Annotated in this window: 22 protein-coding genes; 6 read left to right on the top strand and 16 right to left on the bottom strand. The window is 66.7% G+C overall.

Annotated features, from left to right (window positions below):
• Positions 1-9 precede the first annotated feature (9 nt).
• From flgG to flgB, 6 genes are all read right to left on the bottom strand, one after another.
• Positions 10-792, bottom strand: coding sequence for a flagellar basal-body rod protein FlgG (gene flgG, locus AC3A35_RS22740; RefSeq protein WP_487438718.1), 783 nt, complete (start codon positions 790-792; stop codon positions 10-12).
• 131 nt (positions 793-923) lie between these two features.
• Complete coding sequence (gene flgF, locus AC3A35_RS22745) at positions 924-1,652, bottom strand: flagellar basal-body rod protein FlgF (protein WP_487438719.1); 729 nt, start codon at positions 1,650-1,652, stop codon at positions 924-926.
• Positions 1,653-1,695: 43 nt separating this feature from the next.
• Complete coding sequence (flgE, locus tag AC3A35_RS22750; protein WP_487438720.1) at positions 1,696-2,931, bottom strand: flagellar hook protein FlgE; 1,236 nt, start codon at positions 2,929-2,931, stop codon at positions 1,696-1,698.
• A 15-nt stretch (positions 2,932-2,946) separates the two neighbouring features.
• A complete protein-coding gene (locus tag AC3A35_RS22755; protein ID WP_487438721.1) occupies positions 2,947-3,621 on the bottom strand; it encodes a flagellar hook assembly protein FlgD in 675 nt (224 codons plus the stop codon).
• 39 nt (positions 3,622-3,660) lie between these two features.
• Positions 3,661-4,065, bottom strand: a complete 405-nt coding sequence (gene flgC / locus AC3A35_RS22760; protein ID WP_487438722.1) for a flagellar basal body rod protein FlgC — start codon at positions 4,063-4,065, stop codon at positions 3,661-3,663.
• A 20-nt stretch (positions 4,066-4,085) separates the two neighbouring features.
• Positions 4,086-4,490, bottom strand: a complete 405-nt coding sequence (gene flgB, locus AC3A35_RS22765) for a flagellar basal body rod protein FlgB (RefSeq protein ID WP_487438723.1) — start codon at positions 4,488-4,490, stop codon at positions 4,086-4,088.
• 247 nt (positions 4,491-4,737) lie between these two features.
• On the opposite strand from flgB, the gene flgA reads away from it, so the two are divergent.
• From flgA to AC3A35_RS22785, 4 genes are all read left to right on the top strand, one after another.
• Complete coding sequence (gene flgA / locus AC3A35_RS22770; protein ID WP_487438724.1) at positions 4,738-5,445, top strand: flagellar basal body P-ring formation chaperone FlgA; 708 nt, start codon at positions 4,738-4,740, stop codon at positions 5,443-5,445.
• Between the two features lie 90 nt (positions 5,446-5,535).
• The gene (gene flgM, locus AC3A35_RS22775) at positions 5,536-5,841 is read left to right on the top strand and encodes a flagellar biosynthesis anti-sigma factor FlgM (protein WP_487438725.1); all 306 of its coding nucleotides are present in this window, start codon (positions 5,536-5,538) and stop codon (positions 5,839-5,841) included.
• Between the two features lie 24 nt (positions 5,842-5,865).
• A complete protein-coding gene (locus AC3A35_RS22780) occupies positions 5,866-6,345 on the top strand; it encodes a flagella synthesis protein FlgN (protein WP_487438726.1) in 480 nt (159 codons plus the stop codon).
• A gap of 96 nt (positions 6,346-6,441) precedes the next feature.
• Positions 6,442-8,415 carry a DNA topoisomerase IV subunit B gene (locus tag AC3A35_RS22785; RefSeq protein ID WP_487438728.1) on the top strand — a complete coding sequence of 658 codons (1,974 nt, stop codon included), beginning with the start codon at positions 6,442-6,444 and terminating at the stop codon, positions 8,413-8,415.
• 41 nt (positions 8,416-8,456) lie between these two features.
• On the opposite strand, the gene AC3A35_RS22790 is transcribed toward AC3A35_RS22785, so the two are convergent.
• Complete coding sequence (locus AC3A35_RS22790; protein WP_487438729.1) at positions 8,457-8,840, bottom strand: NifB/NifX family molybdenum-iron cluster-binding protein; 384 nt, start codon at positions 8,838-8,840, stop codon at positions 8,457-8,459.
• A 166-nt stretch (positions 8,841-9,006) separates the two neighbouring features.
• On the opposite strand from AC3A35_RS22790, the gene AC3A35_RS22795 reads away from it, so the two are divergent.
• Together AC3A35_RS22795 and parC are read left to right on the top strand one after the other, a co-directional pair.
• Positions 9,007-9,513, top strand: a complete 507-nt coding sequence (locus tag AC3A35_RS22795; RefSeq protein ID WP_487438730.1) for a tetratricopeptide repeat protein — start codon at positions 9,007-9,009, stop codon at positions 9,511-9,513.
• Between the two features lie 171 nt (positions 9,514-9,684).
• Positions 9,685-12,024 carry a DNA topoisomerase IV subunit A gene (gene parC / locus AC3A35_RS22800; RefSeq protein WP_487438731.1) on the top strand — a complete coding sequence of 780 codons (2,340 nt, stop codon included), beginning with the start codon at positions 9,685-9,687 and terminating at the stop codon, positions 12,022-12,024.
• 3 nt (positions 12,025-12,027) lie between these two features.
• On the opposite strand, the gene motD is transcribed toward parC, so the two are convergent.
• From motD to AC3A35_RS22845, 9 genes are all read right to left on the bottom strand, one after another.
• Positions 12,028-12,894: a flagellar motor protein MotD gene (gene motD / locus AC3A35_RS22805; protein WP_487438732.1), complete on the bottom strand. Its 867-nt coding sequence runs from the start codon at positions 12,892-12,894 to the stop codon at positions 12,028-12,030.
• An 18-nt stretch (positions 12,895-12,912) separates the two neighbouring features.
• On the bottom strand, positions 12,913-13,653 hold the full coding sequence (locus tag AC3A35_RS22810; RefSeq protein WP_487438733.1) for a flagellar motor protein: 741 nt from the start codon (positions 13,651-13,653) through the stop codon (positions 12,913-12,915).
• Positions 13,654-13,676: 23 nt separating this feature from the next.
• Complete coding sequence (locus AC3A35_RS22815) at positions 13,677-14,456, bottom strand: RNA polymerase sigma factor FliA (protein WP_487438734.1); 780 nt, start codon at positions 14,454-14,456, stop codon at positions 13,677-13,679.
• A 124-nt stretch (positions 14,457-14,580) separates the two neighbouring features.
• A complete protein-coding gene (locus AC3A35_RS22820) occupies positions 14,581-15,381 on the bottom strand; it encodes a MinD/ParA family ATP-binding protein (RefSeq protein WP_487438735.1) in 801 nt (266 codons plus the stop codon).
• Between the two features lie 152 nt (positions 15,382-15,533).
• The gene (flhF, locus tag AC3A35_RS22825; protein WP_487438736.1) at positions 15,534-17,015 is read right to left on the bottom strand and encodes a flagellar biosynthesis GTPase FlhF; all 1,482 of its coding nucleotides are present in this window, start codon (positions 17,013-17,015) and stop codon (positions 15,534-15,536) included.
• 132 nt (positions 17,016-17,147) lie between these two features.
• Positions 17,148-19,250, bottom strand: coding sequence for a flagellar biosynthesis protein FlhA (gene flhA, locus AC3A35_RS22830; RefSeq protein ID WP_487438738.1), 2,103 nt, complete (start codon positions 19,248-19,250; stop codon positions 17,148-17,150).
• Positions 19,251-19,260: 10 nt separating this feature from the next.
• Complete coding sequence (gene flhB, locus AC3A35_RS22835; RefSeq protein ID WP_487438739.1) at positions 19,261-20,403, bottom strand: flagellar biosynthesis protein FlhB; 1,143 nt, start codon at positions 20,401-20,403, stop codon at positions 19,261-19,263.
• 140 nt (positions 20,404-20,543) lie between these two features.
• Positions 20,544-20,966, bottom strand: coding sequence for a DUF192 domain-containing protein (locus AC3A35_RS22840; RefSeq protein WP_487438816.1), 423 nt, complete (start codon positions 20,964-20,966; stop codon positions 20,544-20,546).
• An 84-nt stretch (positions 20,967-21,050) separates the two neighbouring features.
• A complete protein-coding gene (locus AC3A35_RS22845; protein WP_487438740.1) occupies positions 21,051-21,650 on the bottom strand; it encodes an rRNA large subunit pseudouridine synthase E in 600 nt (199 codons plus the stop codon).
• Between the last annotated feature and the right edge of the window lie 89 nt (positions 21,651-21,739).

Here is a 21,739-nt window from a genome sequence, read left to right on the forward strand (position 1 = left end):
TGGGGTCTCTTACAGCTGAGTCAGACGGGCGAGCATCTGGTCTGAGGTCGAGATCGCGCGTGAATTCAGCTCGTAGGCACGCTGGGTCACGATCATGCTGACCAGTTCCTCGGCCACATTGACGTTCGAGGTTTCGACGTAGCCCTGGTTGATCACCCCGGAACCGTTGGTGCCGGGCTCGTTGGGTGTGGCCACCCCGCTCGAGGCCGTTTCCAGGAACAGGTTCTCGCCCACGCTCTGCAGACCGCCCGTATTGATGAAGGTGGCGACCTGGATCGCACCGATCTGCACCGGCGCCACATTGCCCGCCTGCAGCACGCTGACGGTACCGTCCTTGCCCACCGTGACCGTGACCGCATCGGCCGGAATATTGATGTTATCGGCGAGCGGGTAGCCGCTCGCGGTGACGACGTTGCCCTGGTTGTCGAGCTGGAAGGCTCCGTCGCGGGTGTAGGCGGTGGTGCCGTCGGGCAGTGCGATCTGGAAGAATCCGTTACCCTGCATCGCCAGATCGAGCGATCCGCCGGTCTGTTGCAGATTGCCCTGGGTGAAAATGCGCTCGGTTGCCACCGGCTTGACTCCGGTACCGATCTGCAGACCGCTCGATATCTGTGTCTGCTGTGTGGATTGGGCACCTGGCTGGCGGACGGTCTGGTACAGCAGATCCTCGAACACCGCGCGCTGGCGCTTGAAGCCGTTGGTCGACACGTTGGCCAGGTTGTTCGAGATCACATCCAGCGAGGTCTGCTGGGCATCCAGCCCGGTACGGGCGGTCCACAGTGAGCGGATCATGATGCGTTCCTCTTCGTTTTGCGTTGCGGGCGGCAGCTTGTGCCGCTTTCCGATGTGATCAGCTTACGTCGGTGCGCTCACCGACCATCCCGCGATTAACAACGCAAAAACCGTGCTAATCGCGTCGCCAGTCAACGTGCGGCGAGCACCTGGGTCGCCGCCTGGTCGTTCTGCTCGGCGTTCTGCAGCATCTTGGTCTGCATCTCGAACTGGCGCGCGAGCGAGATCATCTGCACCATCTGATCGACCACGTTCACGTTGCTGCCTTCGAGGTAGGCGCCCGCCACCCTGACGTTCTCGTCTGCCGGTACCGGCGTGCCCTGCTGCAGGCGGAACAGTCCGTCGTCGCCCCGCACCAGATCGGCCTCGGGCGGATTGACCAGCTTGAGCTGAGCGACCACATTCACCAGCCCGTCCTGCAGCGCCGAAATCGAACCGTCCTTGCCGATCACGATCTCGCTGTCCGGCGGAATCGTCACCGCCCCGCCATCCCCCACGACCGGCAGGCCGCTGCGGGTTTGCAGGATGCCGTTGGGGCTGAGCTCGAAACTGCCGTCACGGGTGTAGGCCTCTCTGCCATCGGGGGTGCGCACCGTCAGCCAGCCCTTGCCCTCGACCGCCACATCGTACGGACGCCCGGTGTATTGCAGCGCGCCCGGCGTGTAGTCGTTGGCGACGCTCGCGTCGACCACGAAGGATCGGGAGCGTGCGGCATCGGTCTGGACTTCGACCGCGCGCAACTTGTGCATCTCGGTGCGAAAGCCGGTCGAAGTGGCATTGGCGATATTGTGCGAGACCGCAGCCTGCTGGCCGAGCGTGCTCTTCGCACCGGTCATCGCGGTGTAGATCAGGCGGTCCATGTTCAGCTCTCCAGACGGGCGACCCGCAGCCCGCGGTCAGGACTCATCTCAGGTTGACCAGGGTCTGCAGAATCTGGTCCTGGGTCCGGATCGACTGTGCGTTGGCCTGGTAATTGCGCTGCTGGATGATCATCTGCACCAGTTCCTGGGTGAGGTCGACGTTCGACTCCTCGATCTGGCCCGCGGAAATCACGCCATTGAGGCCGGAGCCCGGCTTGTTGACGATCGCCGGACCGGACTCGGGAGAAGAAGCCCACAGGTTGTTGCCGAGCGAAGTCAGGCCGTTCGGACTGCGGAAGGTCGCGAGTGCGACCTGGCCCAGTTCCTGGGTCTGGCCATTGGTGTAACGGCCTTCGATGACGCCGTTGCGACTGATGGAGATGCCCGCGATCTGGCCCGAACGATATCCATCCTGAATCACGTCGGTGACCGAGAAATCCGAGCCGAACTGGGTCAGGTTCGACATGTCGACCTCGAAGCCGAGCGATCCGGCACCCGAGTTCAGCGTCCAGGTGGGATTGGTCGTGGTGGTTCCGGTGGGCGCCCCCAGGGCATCGAAGGCAAGCGGCGTCGGGGTGGCCACCGTGGGCGGCTGGCCATCGAGGAAGGAATAGACATCCCAGGTATTGGCCGTGGTCGGCGCGGTACGCACGAAGTACAGCGACAGGGAATGCTGGGTGCCCTGGCTGTCGAACACCTCGACCGTCGTGGTGCCGTTGTAGGATTCGGCGTCATCCGGATCGAAGGTGGCGACCGCGGGCAGATCGCCGGAGGCATCCAGGTTTGCGGTCAGCTCCACGCCGGTGGTGGCGTTGGGCGGAATTTCGCTCTGCGGAACATTGAGCGCCGCAACGCTGCCGCCCGAAACCGGAATGAGGCCGGTCGCCGGGTCGCGCTGAAAACCCATCAACTGTTCGCCGAGCGGCGTGACGATGAAGCCGTCCTTGTCGATGTCGAATTGGCCGTTGCGACTGAAGGCGGTGGTGCCGTCGTTGCGCCCGACCATGAAGAAGCCGTTGCCGTTGATGGCCATGTCGAGCGGATTGTTGGTGGTCGTCAGATTGCCCTGGTTGAACGCCTGGCGCACTGCATTGACCGTGCCGCCGATGCCGATCTGGACCGAGGATACGGCACCGGTCAGGGCCGAGGCATACATGTCGGCAAAGATGGCGGTACTGCCCTTGAAGCCCGCGGTGCTCGTGTTGGCGACGTTGTTGGAGATGACGTCAAGCGCCTTGGACGATGATGCCAGCCCGCTCAAACCTTGTTGGAATGCCATGCTCGCTGCTCCGGATCAGAGAATCTGCTTGATGTCGTCAAGCTTGAATACGCCCAATGAACCCACTTGCACATCGGTACCGCCGGGGCCGCGGATCACGCTGGTCACCGCAGCGAACTGCAGCGCACGTCCGGTCACCTTCTCCCCTTCCATGGTGGCCGCCATGCTCACCGAGTACATGCCGTCGGCCGCCTGGCTACCATCGGTCGCCTTGCCGTCCCAGATGTAGTTGTGACTGCCGGCCTCGACATCGGTGAGTTCGATCGTGGATACCGCGATACCCGACGCGTCGCGTATCGTCAGCGTGACCTTGTCGGCGGCGGCGTCGAGCTCGAATCCGCCCACCGCCCCGGCCTCGGTCAGGCCCAGACCCTTGCCTTCGACCAGCACCCCGCGCCCGATCAGCGCCGCCGCGTTGATGCCGTCGGCCGAGGATTGCGAATCGACGAAGGACTGGAACAGCTTGTTCAGCCGCTCGATGCCATCCACCGTGCTCATCTGCGCGAGCTGCGAGGTCACCTCGGCGTTCTCCATCGGATTCATCGGATCCTGATTGCGCAGCTGGGTGGTCAACAAGGTCAGGAAGCGGGTCTGCTGATCTTCGTCGTCCTTGCTGTTGACCGGTTCGCTGCGTGCCAGGCCGGCGAGAACGTTGTTGGCGGTCTGAGTCGTGGAGGCTACGGTGCTCATTCTTTTCTCCTGCTATCGGCGGCGTGTGCCGGACGGCCCTTACTGGCCGATCTGCAAGGTACGCTGCAGCAAGGTTCGTGCCGTGTTCATCACTTCGGCATTGTTCTGGTACGAACGCGAGGCCGAGATCATGTTCACCATCTCCTCGACCACATTGACGTTGGGCATCTCCACGTAGCCGTCGCCATTGGCCGCAGGGTTGTTGGGCTCGTACACCAGCCGCATCGGCGCAGCACTCTCGACGATCCGGGTCACCTGCACGCCGACCGAGCCCTCACCGGCCACCGGTTTGGCGGCAAAGACGACCTGCTTGGCGCGGTAAGGCTGACCGTCTTCCGCCACCACGCTGTCGGCGTTGGCGAGGTTGGAGGCCGTGGTATTGAGCCGCATCGACTGCGCGTTGAGCGCCGATCCGGCGATCTTGAAGACGTTGAACATGCTCATGACCAGGCTCCTGTCGGACCTTACTGACCGCTGATCGCGGTCTGCATCGACCGCAGCAGACCGTTGATGAAGGTGATGCTGGCCTCGTAATGCACCGCATTCTCGGCAAAGGCGGCGCGCTCGGTATCCATGTTCACCGTGTTCCCGTCCACACTGGACTGGGACTCGGTGCGGTACTTGGTGAACGCATCCAGCGGATGGGCGCCGCTCGCAGCCAGATGCCCGCTGCGGGTGGTGCTCAGCGCCAGCGGACCGAGGCGGCCGGCAATCGAACCCTGCAAGGCCTCGCGAAAGTCGATGTCGCGCGCCTTGTAGTGCGGCGTATCCGCATTGGCGATATTCGATGCCAGCAACTGCTGGCGGTGGGCCTGGAGATTCAGCGCGGATTGGTGGCCACGCAATTGACTGTCGAGCAGGGTTCGCATCACATCACCTCGGTGATCCTGTTGTCGTTGCGATCGCAACGGCGAAAGGTGTTCGCGGATCTCATTGCACCTTCCATGCCACCGATGGTAGCCCCGGGCCGCAGCGTGCCTGGCGCGGATAAGACCGGAAAAGCCCGGCCAATTTCACCGCTGTCCGGCAATCGCATGACCCATCCATGCCGGCGCGCGGCAGAAATTGCCGGCAATTCGGGTTGCCTGCGGGCGACCGACGTGCTGCAATCGCCACATGAGCCTTCCAGCCTTCGCCGCCCGCATCGCCCCTGTCCTCATCGCATTGACCGCCGCACTGGCCGCCGGACCGCTTGCCGCCCAGCAGGCCCCCGAACCGGTCGAAGCGGCCGCCAGACGCTTTCTCGAACAGGAGACGCGCGGCCTGCCGGGGCGCGTGGAGATCCAGATCGGCCCGCTCGACGCACGCAACCAGTTGCCGCCGTGCGCCGAACTCGTCGCCTTCCTGCCCGGCGGCGTCCGAGCGTGGGGTGCACTCAGCGTCGGCGTACGCTGTGATTCGCCGGTGACCTGGGCGGCGTATCTGCAGGCCCGGGTTGCGGTGCTGACCGACTATCTCGTCACCGCGCGGCCGATGCGTGCCGGCCAGATCGTGGGCCCGGCCGACATCGCACGCCGTCATGGCGATCTCGCCGCCCTGCCCGACAACACCCTGACCGATCCCACCCAGGCGGTCGGCCATCACACCCGCTATGCGATCGCGCAGGGCAACCCCTTGCGCGGCGACATGCTGCGCATTCCCGCCGCGGTCCGGCAGGGGCAGAACGTCAAGGTGATCGGCAGCGGTGAAGGTTTCGAGGTGTCGGCCGAGGGTCGCGCACTGAACAATGCGGCACCGGGCGAATCGGTTCGCGTCCGGATGCCGAACGGCCAGGTCATCACCGGCACCGCCAACGCCGGCGGAACGGTCGAGATCAGGTATTGATCCCCTGCGCCGGGCAACGGTAAATTCCGCTAAAGTTTTGTCCAGAGCTGCCGATGTGTTGGTCAGACGAGTCATATCTGGAGCTTCATCATGAAAATCGAGAGCACGGGCAAGCCCCTCGGCACCACTCAGACCGCGGACGCACGACCCCGGGTCGAAACCGGTTCCGCACGTCCCGCAGCGGGCGGCGACAAGGTCGAGCTGTCGGCCCTGTCCTCCAGCCTGCAGAAGGCCGAGGCCGCCATCCGCGAGACGCCGGTCGTCGATAGCAAGCGGGTCGAGGAAATCAAGCTTGCGATCAGCGAGGGCCGCTTCAAGATCGACGCCAACCGGATTGCCGACGGCCTGATCGACAGTGTTCGGCAGATGCTCGACGCCCGATCCGAGCGCAGCTGAGGGTTTTCGCGCTAGACTTCGGTGATGCAGAAACTCGGACCCGCCGAAACCCAGCGCATTGCGCTCCTGATCGAAGCTGAAGCCATTCAGCTCAGGGAATTCATCGACCTCCTCGGCCGCGAGGAAGCCCTGCTCGTTGCTGGCGACACGGACGCGCTCCTGTCGCTGACGACCGAAAAGACCGACCGCTACCGCCAACTGCAGCGCCTGCATGACGACCGTGCCCTGTTGCTGGGACGCTTCGGCCTGCCCAACAATGAAGTCTCGATCAGGGCAAGCTGCGCCCACCTGCCGCGCGTGCTGGCACGCTGGAACGAAGTGCTCGAGCTGGCCGGCCAGGCCAGGACGCGCAACGAACTCAACGGCAAGCTGATCACCGAACGCATGCAGCACAACCAGGCCGCATTGTCGGTGCTGCTGTCGGCCGCCAATCATCCTCAGCTCTACGACGCCGACGGCCAATCGCGCCCCACCGGCGGCGGCCGCATCCTCGGCAGCGCCTGAGTACCCTGCATCGGCGCGGCCGATGAGCGGGTGCTCACCGGTGGACCATTCCACTCTGCTATCCTTGCGCCCTTCCGGAATCACCCAGGGCCCGCCATGGCTGGCAAGCAATACGACGAATCCTCCTTCCGCGTCCTCAAGGGACTCGAACCGGTGCGAGAGCGCCCGGGCATGTACACCCGGACCGACAGTCCGGCGCACATCATCCAGGAAGTCATCGACAACGCGGCCGACGAGGCGCTCGGCGGGTTCGCGGGCAAGATCCACGTCACCCTGCATGTGGACGGTTCGGTCACCGTGGCCGACGACGGGCGCGGCATTCCCGTCGGCCTGCATGCAGAGGAAGGCGTGCCGGTCGTGGTGCTGGCCTACACCCGGCTCCATGCCGGGGGCAAGTTCGACAAGCGCGAGGGCAACTCAGCCTACGCCTTCTCCGGCGGCCTGCACGGGGTCGGCGTATCGGTGACCAATGCGCTGTCGACCCGGATCGAGGTCGAGGTCAAGCGCGAAGGCAAGCGTTACCGGATCGATTTCGCCGACGGCGGCGAGACCATCGGCGACGTGCGGATGGAGGGCGAGTGCGGACGCCAGACCGGCACCCGGGTGCGGGTCTGGCCCGACCCGAAGTATTTCGAGAACCCGCGGGTACCGATGAACGAACTGGAGCGGCTGCTGCGCTCCAAGGCGGTGCTGCTGTCGGGGGTCTCGGTCAGGCTCGACATCGAGCAGACGGCCGGCCCGGTGCAGAGCAAGACCTGGTCCTATCCGGAAGGACTGGCCGGCTACCTGAAGGAACTCGCCGGTGACGTCGAGCCGGTGGCACCGATCTTCACCGCCGAGAAATACGCCACCAGGGACGACCCCAGCTATGCCCCGGGCGAAGGCGCCACCTGGGCGCTGGCGTGGTTCGAATCGGCGGTGCCGAGCGAATCGTATGTCAACCTGATCCCCACCGTGGCCGGCGGCACCCATGAATCGGGTTTGCGCGCGGGGGTGTTCGACGCCCTCAAGTCCTTCATCGAACACCACACCCTGTTGCCGCGCGGCGTGAAGCTGCAACAGGAAGACGTCTGCGGGCGCATGAGCTTCGTGCTCTCGGCCCGCCTGCTCGACCCCCAGTTCCAGGGTCAGGTGAAGGAAAAGCTCAACTCGCGCGAGGCGGTCAAGCTCGTCTCCAGCCAGTTGCGCGACCCGTTCGAGATCTGGCTCAACAACCATGTCGAGGCCGGCCGGGCGATCGCCGAGTTGTCGATCAAGCAGGCCCTGGCGCGGCAGAAGAGCGCACAGAAGGTCGAGAAAAAGAAGACCTCCGGCGTCGCCGTGCTGCCGGGCAAGCTCTCCGACTGCGAGTCCGAGGACATCGCCGACAACGAACTCTTCCTGGTCGAGGGCGACTCCGCCGGCGGCTCGGCCAAGATGGCGCGCAACAAGGAGACCCAGGCCATCCTGCCGCTGCGCGGCAAGGTGCAGAACTCGTGGGAGATCGACCCCGACCGCCTGCTCGCCAACAACGAGATCCACGATGTGGCGGTCGCGCTCGGCGTCGACGCCCACCGTGCCGACAGCAGCCCCGACCTCGCCGGCTTGCGCTACGGCAAGATCATCATCATGTCGGACGCCGACGTCGATGGCGCCCACATCCAGACCTTGCTGCTGACGCTCTTCTTCCGCCACTTTCCGAAGCTGATCGAGCGCGGCCATGTGTACGTCGCCCAGCCGCCGCTGTACCGCGTGGATGTGCCCGCGCAGGGCAAGAAGCGTCCGCCGCGCCGCCTCTATGCGCTCGACGAGGGCGAACTGACCGCGATCCGCGACCGCCTCGCCCAGGAAGGCTACAAGCCCGACGCGATCGAGATCGGCCGCTTCAAGGGCCTCGGCGAGATGAACCCAGACCAGCTGCGCGAGACCACCATGGACCCGGCCACCCGCCGCGTGCTGCCGGTCCATGTCCGTCCCGGGGCCTTCGACGACACCCTGAAGATGTTCACCCTGCTGATGGGCAAGGGCGAAGCGTCGGGGCGGCGGGCGTGGATGGAGGACAAGGGCGATTCGGTCGAGGCCGATATCTGATTCGTGGTGCCCCGCGGCGTCCGCGGCCCGAAAGAGATCGCTCAGTAGCGCGAGAACAGATCCTTCAGCTTGCACAGCGTCGTCGTGACGTCGAAGCGCGTATCGGACAGCGCCTCACCGGCCAGCACGGATTCAAGCGCCGCCAGCGGATCGTCCTCGCCGGTCAACAGGACCTCGGCGCCGCGCTTGTGCATGTGCCGGATGAAGCCCTCGCCCGCGCTGTTGGCGACCACGATGTCGACGCCGTCGAGCGGGTGCGGACCGTCGTCCTTCCAGTAATGCATCAACTGCGCCTTCTGCAGTTCGACCCGCTGCGGTTCGGGCAGCGCCCTGCCCGGCTCGCACGCCCAGATCAGCCAGTGGCTCGCCTTGCCGGCATGGCCGGCGACATCGGTGTAGTGGTCGGTCGCGATCGCGATTCGCATGAGGGTTTTCCGTTCGGTTTTTTGCCGACGAGGCAGTGGGCAGACCTTCCGGCCAAGCACGTTCGGTGCCATCTCCGCCCCCGGCGTCGCCGGCGCATTCCATACCCGCCGGCCATGGAATGCAACTTGCTCAGAAGCGGCCACCCGCACTTCGTCCGCCGCCGCCATGCCCCAACCCACGCCTCAGGAAAACCTGATCGCCTTCGGCCCCCTGCCGCCGCACGTGAATGCCCTGCTGCAGCAAGGGGTCGCCTGTCACCGCTCCGATCCGACGCGCGCGCGGGCGCTGTTCCGCCACGCCATCGAGATCGCGCCCGGGTCGCTGCCGGCCTATCGCTGCCTGTTCAAACTGCAGAACCAGCAGCGCGAGTTCGACCAGGCCCTCGCCACCGCGCTCGAAGGCCTCGCCGAGGCCGCCCACCAGGCCCGCGTGGGCCCCGACTGGCGTCAATGGACCCGCGACGACGTGGGCGAGGACCCGCGGCGCTCGGTGGCGCAGCGCTTCCTGCTGTCCTTCCTCAAGGCGCTCGCCTTCATCGAACTGCGCCGCGGCAACCCCGAGGCCAGCCGCCACATCGTCGCCCGCCTGCAGGTGCTCGATCCGGAGGACGGCGTGGGACATTCGGTGATCGCTGCGCTGCTCGACGACGATGCCGAAACCGGGATCGACTGAGTCGCTTTTCCGACAAGCTTGTCGTCTGTCGTCGCATCCCGCACCGGGGTGCCGTGCCGACAGGCTCGCGCCGGGCGCCGCAGACGGGGTAAGATCGCCCCCTTTGCGGCCCATCGTCCGGGCGCGCCAGCGTGTCCGGCCCCCTTCGGTTCCATTCCGACCCCCATTCCGATGAGCAACGACATTTTCGACACTCCCGACCACGACGCACCGCCACTGCCTCCCTCTCCCGTACCGCCGATAGCCGAAGACAACGACGACATCCTGCCGCTCGATCTCTACGCCGAGCGCGCCTACCTCGCCTACGCGATGAGCGTGGTCAAGTCGCGCGCGCTGCCCCAGGTCGAGGACGGCATGAAGCCGGTGCAACGCCGCATCCTGTACGCGATGAGCGAGATGCGTTTGTCGTCCACATCCAAACACGTGAAGTCGGCGCGCGTGGTCGGCGACGTGATCGGCAAGTACCACCCGCACGGCGACACCTCGGTGTACGACGCCATGGTGCGGGTGGCGCAGGACTTCTCGCTGCGCTATCCGCTGGTCGACGGCCAAGGCAACTTCGGCTCGCGCGATGGCGACTCGGCCGCCGCGATGCGCTACACCGAGTGCCGCCTGACCCCGATCGCCGAACTGCTGCTGTCCGAAATCGACCGCGGCACGGTGGACTTCATCCCCAACTACGACGGCGCCTTCGAAGAACCCCAGCTGCTGCCCGCGCGCCTGCCCTTCGTGCTGCTCAACGGCGCCTCGGGGATCGCCGTCGGCATGGCCACCGAGATTCCGCCGCACAACCTGCGCGAGGTGGCGGAAGCCACCTGCCACCTGATCCGCCATCCGGAAGCCGGCCTGAGCGAAGTGCTCGAACGTATGCCGGGGCCCGACTTCCCCGGCGGCGGCCAGTTGATCTCCTCGCCCGAGGCGATACGCGATGCCTACACCAGTGGCCGCGGCGGGCTGCGCATGCGTGCGCGCTGGCGCATCGAGGAACTCGCGCGCGGCCAGTGGCGGGCGATCGTCGAGCAACTGCCGCACGGCGTATCGACCGCCCAGGTGCTGGCCGAGATCGAAACCCTGACCAACCCGCAGCCGCGCGCCGGCAAGAAGGAAGTCAGCCAGGAACAGAAGAACCTCAAGCAACTGGTGCTGGGTGCGCTCGAAACCGTGCGCGACGAGTCGAGCGACAAGTCGCCGGTGCGCATCGTGCTCGAACCCCGCTCCAGCCGTCAGAGCCGCGACGAATTCATGGCGGTGCTGCTCGCCCACACCAGCCTCGAGACCTCGGTTTCGGTCAACATGACCATGATCGGCCGCGACGGCCGGCCGCAGCAGAAGAATCTGGTGCAGATCCTGCGCGAGTGGATCGACTTCCGATATGTCACCGTCGAGCGCCGCACCCGCCACCGGCTGGACGAAGTCGATCGCCGCATCCATATCCTCGAAGGCCGCATGATCGCCTTCCTGCGCATCGAGGAAGTGATCCGCGTGATCCGCGAGTCGGACGAGCCCAAGCCGGCGCTGATCGCCGCCTTCGGCCTGTCCGAGATCCAGGCCGAGGACATCCTCGAGATCCGCCTGCGCCAGCTCGCCCGCCTCGAAGGCTTCCGGATCGAGAAGGAACTGGCGGAACTGCGTGACGAGCGCGCCGGCCTGCAGCACATCCTCGACAATCGGGCGGCGATGACCCGGCTGATCCTGAAGGAAATCCAGGACGATGCGAAGAAATACGGCGACGACCGCCGCACCCTGATCGAGACCGTCGCCGCGGTGGCCCCGGCCGAGATCAGCGTGGCCGACGAACCGATCACCGTGATCCTGTCGAAGAACGGCTGGATCCGCTCGCGCCAGGGTCACGGCATCGACCCGGCGGCGATCACCTACAAGGCCGGCGACTTCGCCTTTGCGGTACTCGAGACCCGGACCACCTGGCCGCTGATCGTGATCGACACCCATGGCCGCGCGTACACGGTGAAAGCGGCCGAGCTGCCCGGTGGGCGCGGCGACGGCGTGCCGCTCGCCACCCTGGTCGACTTCCAGGACGGGGGCAAACCGGCCCAGGTGGTGGCCGACGTGCCGGAGGCGAGCTACTTCTTCGCCAACAGCGGCAGCTACGGCTTCATCTGCGCGGTGGGCGACGCCACCAGCCGGCAACGCGCGGGCAAGGCCTTCATGGTGCTGGAAAAGGGCGAAACGGTGCTGCGCCCGGCGCGGGTGTTCGGCGAGTGGATTGCCGCCGCATCCGAGAGCGGCCGCGTGCTGATTTTCCCGCGCGCCGAGATGAAGGTGCAGGCCGGCGGGCGCGGCGTGATCGTGATGGGTATGGACGAAGGCGAAGCGCTGGCCGCGATCGCGGTACCGGCCGACGACGCCGTGCTGACCGTGGACGGCATCGGCCGCGGCAGCAAGCCCGCCAGCGTCGTCCTCAAGCCGGCGCAGCGCGAGAACATGCGCCATCGCCGGGCACGCAAGGGGATGCAGCTCGCCATCCGGCTCAAGCCCGAACGGATGAGCTGAGCGTCAACCCGGTGCCGGTGGCACGATCGGCGGCAGGATGGAGCGCAGCGGATCGTTGCGCGGGATGGTGCCGGGACCGGCCGCAGGCGGCGCTTCGGCCACCCGCGATTCGATCATGATCGCGACCCGGCGGTTGCGCGACCGCCCTTCTTCGGTGGTGTTGGCGCTTACCGGGCGCTGATCGGCGTACCCGGCGGCAGTAAGGCGCTCCGGCGCCACACCGGACTCGACGAACAGACGCACCACCGACGAGGCCCGCACGGCGGACAGCTCCCAGTTCGACGGAAAGCGGAAGGTGTTGATCGGGATGTTGTCGGTATGGCCCTCGACCGTCACCGGAAAGGCCGCCAGCGCAATCACGCCCGCAACCGCGCGCAGAGCCGTCACCGCGGGCGCGCCGAGCACCGCCTCGCCGGGCGCGAACAGTACGCTCGCGTTGATCTCGACGGTGATGCCGAACGCCCCTTCGGTCACACTCACCTGTCCGCTCTCGGTAAGCGGCTGCAGCACCTGGCGGATCTCGTCTGCCATGCTGCGCATCTTGCGGGCGTTCTGCTGGCGTTGCTCCTCGGCCTTCAGTTCTTCCGGCGATGGCGTCTGCGGCCTGGCCGCCGGCGGCATGATCGACGGCGTCACCACCGTCACCGGCGGAACAATGATCTGCTGACCGCTCTCGTTGACGTTGATGCTGCGAAACGCCTGCACGATCGAATCCGACAGCACCCGGTACTTGCCTTCATTGATCGAGCTCAGCGAGTACATCACCACAAAAAAGGCAAACAGCAGGGTGATGAAATCGGCATAGGAGACGAGCCAGCGTTCGTGGTTCTCGTGCTCGGCATCATTTCCGTTCCTGCGTCGGCGCGACATTCCGGCTCCTGCGTTCGGTCAGACGACGTAGCCCTGCATGCGGCTCTCGATGATGCGCGGGTTGTCGCCACTGGCGATGCCGACCAGCCCGTCGACGAACATCTCGCGCTGGGCGACCAGGGTGCCGATGTGCGCGTGGAGCTTCTTGCCGATCGGCAGGAACACCAGGTTCGCCAGTCCCACGCCGTAGATCGTGGCGACGAAGGCGACGGCAATGCCGGCACCGAGCTTGGACGGATCGGACAAATTCTCCATCACGTGGATCAGCCCCATCACCGCCCCGAGAATGCCGATCGTCGGCGCATACCCACCGGCACCGTCCCAGATCCTGGCGCTCTGCTTGAGCTGCCCTTCCCAGGTATCGATCTCGACTTCGAGCACCTCGCGCAGGCGGCCCGGCTCCACGCCGTCGACCAGCATCTGCAGGCCGCGACGCATGAACGGATCGGGCAGTCCATCGATCTGCGCCTCGAGGATGAGCAGGCCTTCCTTGCGTGCGACCGAACTCCAGCCGGCAACCTGCTCGATGATCACGCGGTGGCCGACCAGGGGCGGAACGAACACCCACTTCGCCATCCGCAGGCCGTCGACGAACACCCGCAGCGGGCTTTGCAGCATGACCGCGCCGGCGGTGCCGCCGACCACGATCAGAAAGGCGGTCGGCTGGAGCAGCGACGAAATGTGGCCGCCTTCGAGCACTTGCCCGACGAGAATTGCCGCGAGTCCGAGCGTAATGCCGACGAGGCTGATGCTATCCATAAGAGCGCGCTTCCCGGGCTGGTTCAGGCCCCTGAGGGCGACGGATTCTTGGGCGGCCTGCCGCGACGGGCACCGGTACCGGAGGCAGCCGGGCGTGCGCCCACGACCTGCGAACGCAGTCGTGCCACCGCCTGGCTGTGGAGCTGGCACACACGGGATTCGGTGACCCCGAGCACCTCGCCGATTTCACGCAGGTTCAGCTCTTCGTCGTAATACAGCGCCATGATCATCTTCTCGCGCTCGGGCAGGGCCTCGATCGCCCGGACCAGCCCGGCACGGGTATCGGCGTTTTCGAGCAGGTCGAGCGGATTGGTTTCGTGCGCACCCAGATGACGATCGAGGTAATCGCTGCCTTCGTCGAGCGCGAAGTCTTCGAAATAGACCAGCTGATGTCCGCGCGCGTCCTGCAGCATGTGCTGGTATTCGGCGAGCGACACGCCGAGCGCTGCGGCCAGTTCGGTTTCGGTCGGCGCACGACCGTTCTGCTGCTCGAGCGCATGAATCGCCGCTTCGATCCGGCGCATGTCCCGCCGCAGGCTGCGCGGCACCCAGTCGTTGTCGCGCAGGCCGTCGAGCATGGAGCCGCGGATGCGCTGCACGGCATAGGTCTCGAACTGTGCGCCCATCCCTTCCTCGAAACGATTGATGGCATCGAGCAAGCCCATCATTCCATTCTGGATCAGGTCGTCGACGTCGACACTCGCGGGCAGCTTTGCCATCAGCTGATAGGCAATGCGCTTCACCAGCGGTGCATAGGACACTACCAGATGATCGGTATCGAGTCGGCCGTCAGCGTCGTACATCCATTGAACCTGTATCTTCTTTTGTCGCGCCCGCTCGGGAACGGGCGAAGGGCCATTCGGGGACGGCCATTTTCCCGCACTGACGCCGGCATTACCAGCAGGATAGGTCATGGGCACCTGATCGTCATCCGTGGCGTGCGCGGCCGCCCGGCCTTGCCGATGGTCCAAGGGCCAGACTGCGCAGGAACGCAGCCTCGGGTTCGCGGGTGGTCGACATCGATCCGGACTGGGACAGGCCGCCAGCCAGATCGTCGCGTTCGACCTCGCCCAGCCATGCCAGCGGCACCCCCACGTGACGGCGGACCAGCCCCTGCAGACTGGTGAAGAAGGCCTCGGCATCGCTCCGATTGCGCGCGCGCGACACCGCCACATGAAGCGACCCGGCACCGGCCGCCGCCAGTTGCTTGATCACCTGGTAAGCCTCGGTTGCCCCCGACGCACTGGCCTCGGCCACCAGCAGACGGCGCGGTGCGGCATGGACAAAAGGCGACGGATCGCTCGCCGAGCTCTGCCCGGCATGGATCAGCACGAATCCGGCATGGCGATGCAGCACCCGCAGCGCCTCCACCAGGCAGGCGCGGCGGGCGTCGTCGAGCAGGGGCAGCGCCAGCGCCGCGGCGGCGGCGGGCACCCGTCCGAGCAGGCCCGGCACCGGTTGCAGCAAACCGGCCAGGGTCATGCGCCCGTCGAGCATCTGCAGCAGGTCGGGCCCGGCCGGCAGGCCGAGCACCTCGGCCAGGGTCTCGTCGCCGGTGGCCTCGTCGAGCACCAGCACACGCTGCGCATGACCGGCAATCCGGTGTGCCGCGCGTACGGCGTTCTGGGTGCGGTGACGGCCGGTGGCATAGAGTGCGACCACCGTGGGCGGCGCATGGCGGAACAAACGCCGCAGGCCTGCGGCCTGGTCCTCGCGTCCGTCGATCATGTCAGACCTCCTGGCGGGCCATCCCGAAGGAGGCCGGCGCCCCTTCGGGGCAGTGAAACAGCGGTTTCACGGCGCGCCGCGCCGTGGCTGCCGGACCGGCCCGCCGTGCCGGGCCGACCGTTCGCGCATCCTGTGGGCGTGATGGCCTCATCCTAGGCTCCGTGGCCCGCGGCGGCGAGCATCATCCCGACTTCGTCGCCCTGCAGCCGCCACGGCGACTCCCCGCGCTGCTCGCGCAAGGCACGGTGCAGCAGGTAGGCGCGATTGGGCAGATGCAGGTCTTCCGGCACCCGCTGTCCGTTGGTCACGTAGAACACTTCCAGCGCGCGGCGCACCGCGACGTCGATGGCCGGCGCCAGCGATGCGGCCTCATCCACCTTGGTGAAGATGCAGCCTTCGAGATCGGGCCCGGCGTAGGCACGGACCACGTCGTCCAGGGTGTCGCCGCGGCAGGTGGCGTTGAGCAGCAACAAACGCCGCACGTTGCCGGCCCCGTTCAGCATCGCGGCCTGTTCGGCGACCATGCGGTCGCGCTGGCTCATGCCCATGGTGTCGATCAGCACCATGTGCTTGCCGCGCAGTTCGGTCAGCGTCTGGCGCAGGTCGGCGCCGTCGCGCACCGAAAACACCGGCACCCCGAGAATGCGGCCGTAGATGCGCAGCTGCTCCTGGGCGCCGATGCGGTAGCCGTCGGTGGTGATCAGCGCCAGCTTGCCGGTACCGTGGCGCACCACGCAGCGCGCCGCCAGCTTGGCCGTGGTGGTGGTCTTGCCGACCCCGGTGGGGCCCACCAGTGCGTAGACGCCGCCGCGATCGATGATGTCGTCGTCGGTCGAGCGCGCTCGCAGTTGGCGATCGAGGGTGGTGCGGACGATCGCATGGGCCTGCTCGGGGCTTGCATCCTCGGGGATGGCTTCGGCCAGCTGGCGTGCGGTTGCGCCCGAGAATCCGGCCTCGAGCAGTTCACCGACGAGGGTGGCGCGTGCCGGCGCATGGCGGCGGGTCTCGCCCCAGGCGAAGCCGGCGAGCTGACGTTCGATCATGCCGCGAATGCCGCTGAGTTCATCCATCAGGTGCGCATTCGCATCCTGCAATGCGCGCACCCGAGCGTCATCGGCCTCGCGCCCCGGCAGTGGCTCGGCCCGCGGCGCGAGCGGGCGCATGCCGCCGTCCTCGACGGTGACCCGCGGGCTCGCCGGTGCCGGTCGAGTGGCCTGCGCGGGACCGGAATACACGCCGCTGCGGGCCAGATAGTCGCCGGCATCGACACGGGGCGGATTGAACGCCCGAATCGACTCCGGCTCCTGTCCGCGTCGTGGCGCCGTACCGGCCGCGTTGCGCGGCACTGCACCGGCGGCCAGTGCCGAAAGGCTCACATGAAAGTCACGGTCGTCGATCGCGGTCGTCGCCGTATCCGGCTGCATCGCGGGCACGGCCACCCGCGGTGCGCGCACCGCTGCCGGCGCCGGCCGCGAACTCTGCAGGGCGCCGACGGCATCGGCCGGCAACGCCAGGATCTCGACCCCGCCATCGACCGCCCGATTGGACAGCACGATGGCGTCGGCTCCGAGTTCCTCCTTCAGCGCGCGCAGGGCCTCGCGTGCGGTGGGAGCAAAGTAGCGTTTGACGTTCATGTTGGATCTCCGGACTGGTGCGCTTCTTGCGCATGCTGGAGACGATTATGCGACCGCCGGGGAGCGCCTCATGGTGGGAATAGCCCGGGTTTCCCCCGTCTATTCCCCCAGCCGCAAAACGCGAGTCCCGCCTCAGGCCGCGGCGCCCACCATGCCGGTGACCCGGATGGTGCGCGACTCCGGCACTTCGCCGTTGGAGATGACCTTGAGCGTCGGCACCGCGCGGCGCAGGAAGCGCGACAGCAACATGCGCAACGGCGCCGGTACCAGCAGCACCGGCGGCAGGCCGATGTCTTCCTGACGCTGGGCGAGTTGCGCCGTCTGGCGCAACAGGGTGTCGGCCAGCCCGGGTTCGATCGCCCCGCCGTCGCCACCGGCGGTCATTGCCTGCAGCAGGATGCGCTCCAGCCCGGGCTCGAGCGCCATCACCTGGACCTCGGCCGTGCCCGGGAACAGGGCCTGGATGATTGCCCGGCCAAGGGCTTCGCGGACCTTGGCGGTCAGCTCCACCGGATCCTGGGTGCGCGGCGCATGTTCGGCCAGCACCTCGATGATGGTGCGCATGTCGCGAATGTTGACCCCTTCGTCGAGCAGGTTCTGCAACACGCGCTGCACGGAAGACACCGGCAGCAGCTTGGGCACCAGGTCGTCGACCAGCTTGGGGGCGTCCTTGCCGATGTGGTCGAGCAGCGCCTGGGTCTCCTGCCGCCCCAGCAGTTCGGCGGCATGATTGAGAATGACATGGTTGAGATGGGTGGCGACCACGGTGCTGGCATCGACCACGGTGTAACCCAGCGCATGCGCCTGTTCGCGGCCGCCACTGTCGATCCAGAACGCCGGCAACCCGAATGCCGGATCCTTGGTCTCGCGCCCGGCGAGCGGGCCCGAGACCCGGCCCGGATTGATCGCCAGGAACTGTCCCGGATAGGCCTCGCCGGTGCCGATCTCGACTCCCTTGAGCGCAATCCGGTAGGCATTGGGCTTGAGCTCCAGGTTGTCGCGGATATGCACCGGCGCGGACAGGAAGCCCACTTCCTGGGCGAACTTCCGACGCAGCCCGCGGATACGCTTGAGCAGCTCCCCGTCCTGACCCTTGTCGACCATCGGAATCAGCCGGTAGCCCACTTCCAGACCGAGCACGTCGACCGGCGCGACATCATTCCAGCTTGCCTCCTGGGCCTCGCCCGGCTGCTGGGCGGCCGCCTGCGCGGCGGCGGGTGCCGCGGCCTGGAAGGCCTCTTCACCGATCCGCTTGTGGCGCATCCACGCCAGCGCGCCAAACAGCGTCGCGAGCAGGATGAACACCACGTTCGGCATTCCCGGAATCAGGCCGAGCACGCCGATGATCACGGCGGTCAGGGCGAGCACCTGGGGGTTGGAGAACACCTGGCTGATGACCTGCCCGCCGATGTCGCCATCATCGCCGACGCGCGACACCACCAGACCGGCCGCGACCGAGATGATCAGCGCCGGAATCTGCGCCACCAGACCGTCACCGATGGTCAGCAGGGTATAGACCTGGCCGGCCTCGCCGATCGCCATGTCGTGCTGGATGACGCCGACGAACAGACCACCGATGATGTTGATGACCAGAATCAGGATGCCGGCGACCGCGTCGCCGCGCACGAACTTGGACGCACCATCCATCGCGCCGTAGAAGTCGGCCTCCTGGCCGATCTCCTTGCGCCGGCTCTTCGCCTCCTTCTCGTCGACCAGGCCGGCGTTGAGATCGGCATCGATTGCCATCTGCTTGCCGGGCATCGCGTCCAGCGTGAAGCGCGCGCTCACTTCGGCGATCCGCCCGGCGCCCTTGGTGATCACGACGAAGTTGATCAGGGTCAGGATCACGAACACCACCAGACCGACTGCGGTATTGCCACCGACCAGAAAGCTGCCGAAAGCCTCGATCACCTTGCCCGCGGCGTCCGGTCCGCCGTGGCCCTCGAGCAGCACGATCCGGGTCGAGGCGACGTTCAGCGACAGGCGCAGCAAGGTGGTGACCAGCAGCACGGTGGGGAACACCGAGAAATCCAGCGGCTTCTTCGAGTACATCGCCACCAGCATCACCATCACCGAAATGGCGATGTTGAAGGTGAAGAACACGTCGAGCATGAACACCGGCAGCGGCAGCACCATCATCGACAGGATCATGATGATGAGGACCGGCGCGGCCAGCGTGCGCAGGTTGGCGGGCGAGAGCAACGCGCGCAGGTTCAGGGTGTCATTGGTGGCCATGATTCAGGCTTCATTCCTCGGGCGCGCCGGGGTCGAGCCCCGCGGGCACCGGCAGTTCGGCAGGCAGGGCGGGTGGCATGCCACCGTTGGCAACCCAGTGGTTGAGCTGGTACACATAGGCCATGACCTCGGCCACCGCGGTAAACAGGGTGGCGGGAATCGCCTGTTCGAGTTCGCAATGGGTATAGAGTGCGCGCGCCAGCGGCGGCGCCTCGAGCATCGCCACCTTGTGTTCGCGTGCGATCTCGCGAATCTTCAGCGCCAGCTCGCCGCGGCCCTTGGCAACGACGACCGGCGCCGCCATCTTGCTGGCGTCGTACCTGAGCGCTACCGAGAAGTGGGTCGGGTTGGTCACCACCACATCGGCCTTGGGCACCTCGGACATCATCCGGCGCCGCGCCATTTCGCGCTGCATGGCGCGGATGCGGCCCTTGACCTGCGGATCGCCCTCCTGCTCCTTGCCCTCGCGCTTGACTTCTTCCTTGGTCATGCGCAGCTTCTTGTGGTACTGCCAGAGCTGGAACGGCACGTCCATCAGTGCGAGGAGGCCGAGACTGGCCGCGATCAGCAGCGCGGTGAAGGCCACCGTGTCGGCGAAGTCCGGCATCGCGACCTCGAGCGGCTCGACCATGAAGTCGAACAGGTGATCCTTGTTCAGCCACAACACCGTTGACGCCACGCCGCCGATCAGCAAGGCCTTGAGGATCGCCTTCACCATTTCGGCCAGACCGTGCACCGAGAACATCCGGCCCAGCCCCTTGACCGGATCCATGCGCCCGAAATTCGGCCCCAGCGCCTTGGGCGAGAACACCAGCCCGCCAAGTGCGATCGGCGAGGCCACCGCGGCCACCAACAGGGTGAGAAACAGCGGCATCAGGGTCAGCAAAGCGCCGCTGAGCTGGACGTTGAGGCCTTCCAGCATCAATACATGATCGAAGGCCATCTCGCGTTCGAACGCGAACGCGCGCCGGATGAGCCCGAACAGGCGCTCGGCCATCCAGCCGCCGAGCAGCCACAGCGTCGCCACGCCGGTCATGGTGACCAGGAAGGTCGACAGCTCACGCGACTGCGGAACCTGCCCCTCTTCGCGGGCCTGCTCCAGTCGTCGTGCCGACGCTGGTTCTGTCTTCTCGAGATCGCTTTCTTCGGCCACGGCCGACTCCGGTTATCGCTCCACCGTGCGCGGATCGGCACGGACGCAGGACGACGTGCGGCAATTATCGCCGCCACGCTGCAAGCACCGCCGCCGGATAAGAGCCGGGAAACCCGTGCAATTCGCGGCTTGCGGAGGCCTCAGCGCGGCGCGGGCAGACGCTCGATGCCGCGGATCGCATCACCCGGCTTCAGCCCGCGTTCGCGAAACCAGCCCTGGTTCATCTCGAGCGCAAATCGCGCCGGTGCCGCGGCGCAATGGCTGTCCTCGGTCTGCGGCTGCATGTCCTCGATGTTGAGGATGCGCCCCTGCCCGTCGAGAAAGGCCACCGACAGCGGGAGCAAGGTGTTCCTCATCCACATGCAGTGACGGGCATGCTGCGGAAACACGAACACCATGCCGCGCTGCACCGGCATCGCCTCGCGCTTCATCAGGCCGAGCTGGCGGTTCTGGTCGGTGTGGGCGACCTCGGCCTCGATCCGGAACATGCCCGCGCCCAATTCGGCCACCGGCATCTGGGCAAGGCCCATGATCGGCACCAGCGCGCCGAGCAGGCCGCCCATCCTCAGCACGCGCGCGATTGCGCCTCCGACTCCAGCGTTCACATCCATCGATCTGTCCCGCGGCAAAATTGAATCGGGCCGATTCTACCGCCTGCGCACGGCGGCCCGCGCATTGGGGCGTATCCCGGGTGGCGCCGCGGGCGGTGCCGGCAGCTCGCGCCATTGTCCCGGCAACAGCCCGTCCAGCGCCCAGTCGCCGATCGCCGCCCGCACCAGACGCAAGGTCGGCAGTCCGACCTTTGCCGTCATCCGCCGGACCTGGCGGTTCTTGCCCTCGCGCAGCACGATTTCCAGCCAGGCGGTGGGAATGGCCTTGCGAAAGCGCACCGGGGGGTCGCGCGGCCACAGCCACTGCGGCTCGGCTACCGCACGCGCGCCGCAGGGCCGGGTGACGAAATCCCCCAGGTCGACCCCGGCGCGCAGCGCGGCGAGCGCCGCCTCGTCGGGCACCCCTTCGACCTGCACCAAGTAGGTCTTGGGCAGCTTGTGGCGCGGGTCGGCGATGCGGTGCTGCAGCGCACCATCGTCGGTCAGCAGCAGCAGGCCTTCGCTGTCGGTATCGAGCCGGCCCGCGGCATACACGCCGGGCACCGGCACATGGTCCTTCAGCGTCGCCCGACCGGCTTCGTCGGTGAATTGGCACAGCACCCCGTAGGGCTTGTTGAGGAGGATGAGTCGGGGCACGGGAGTTACCTGGGCGGAAGAGTCTCGGCGGAGCGGAAATCAGGCGCACGGAAGCGCGTCACGGCATCACCCGCAACGGCCGGCGGACG

This window comes from Azoarcus sp. Soil_N_20, assembly GCF_057656155.1.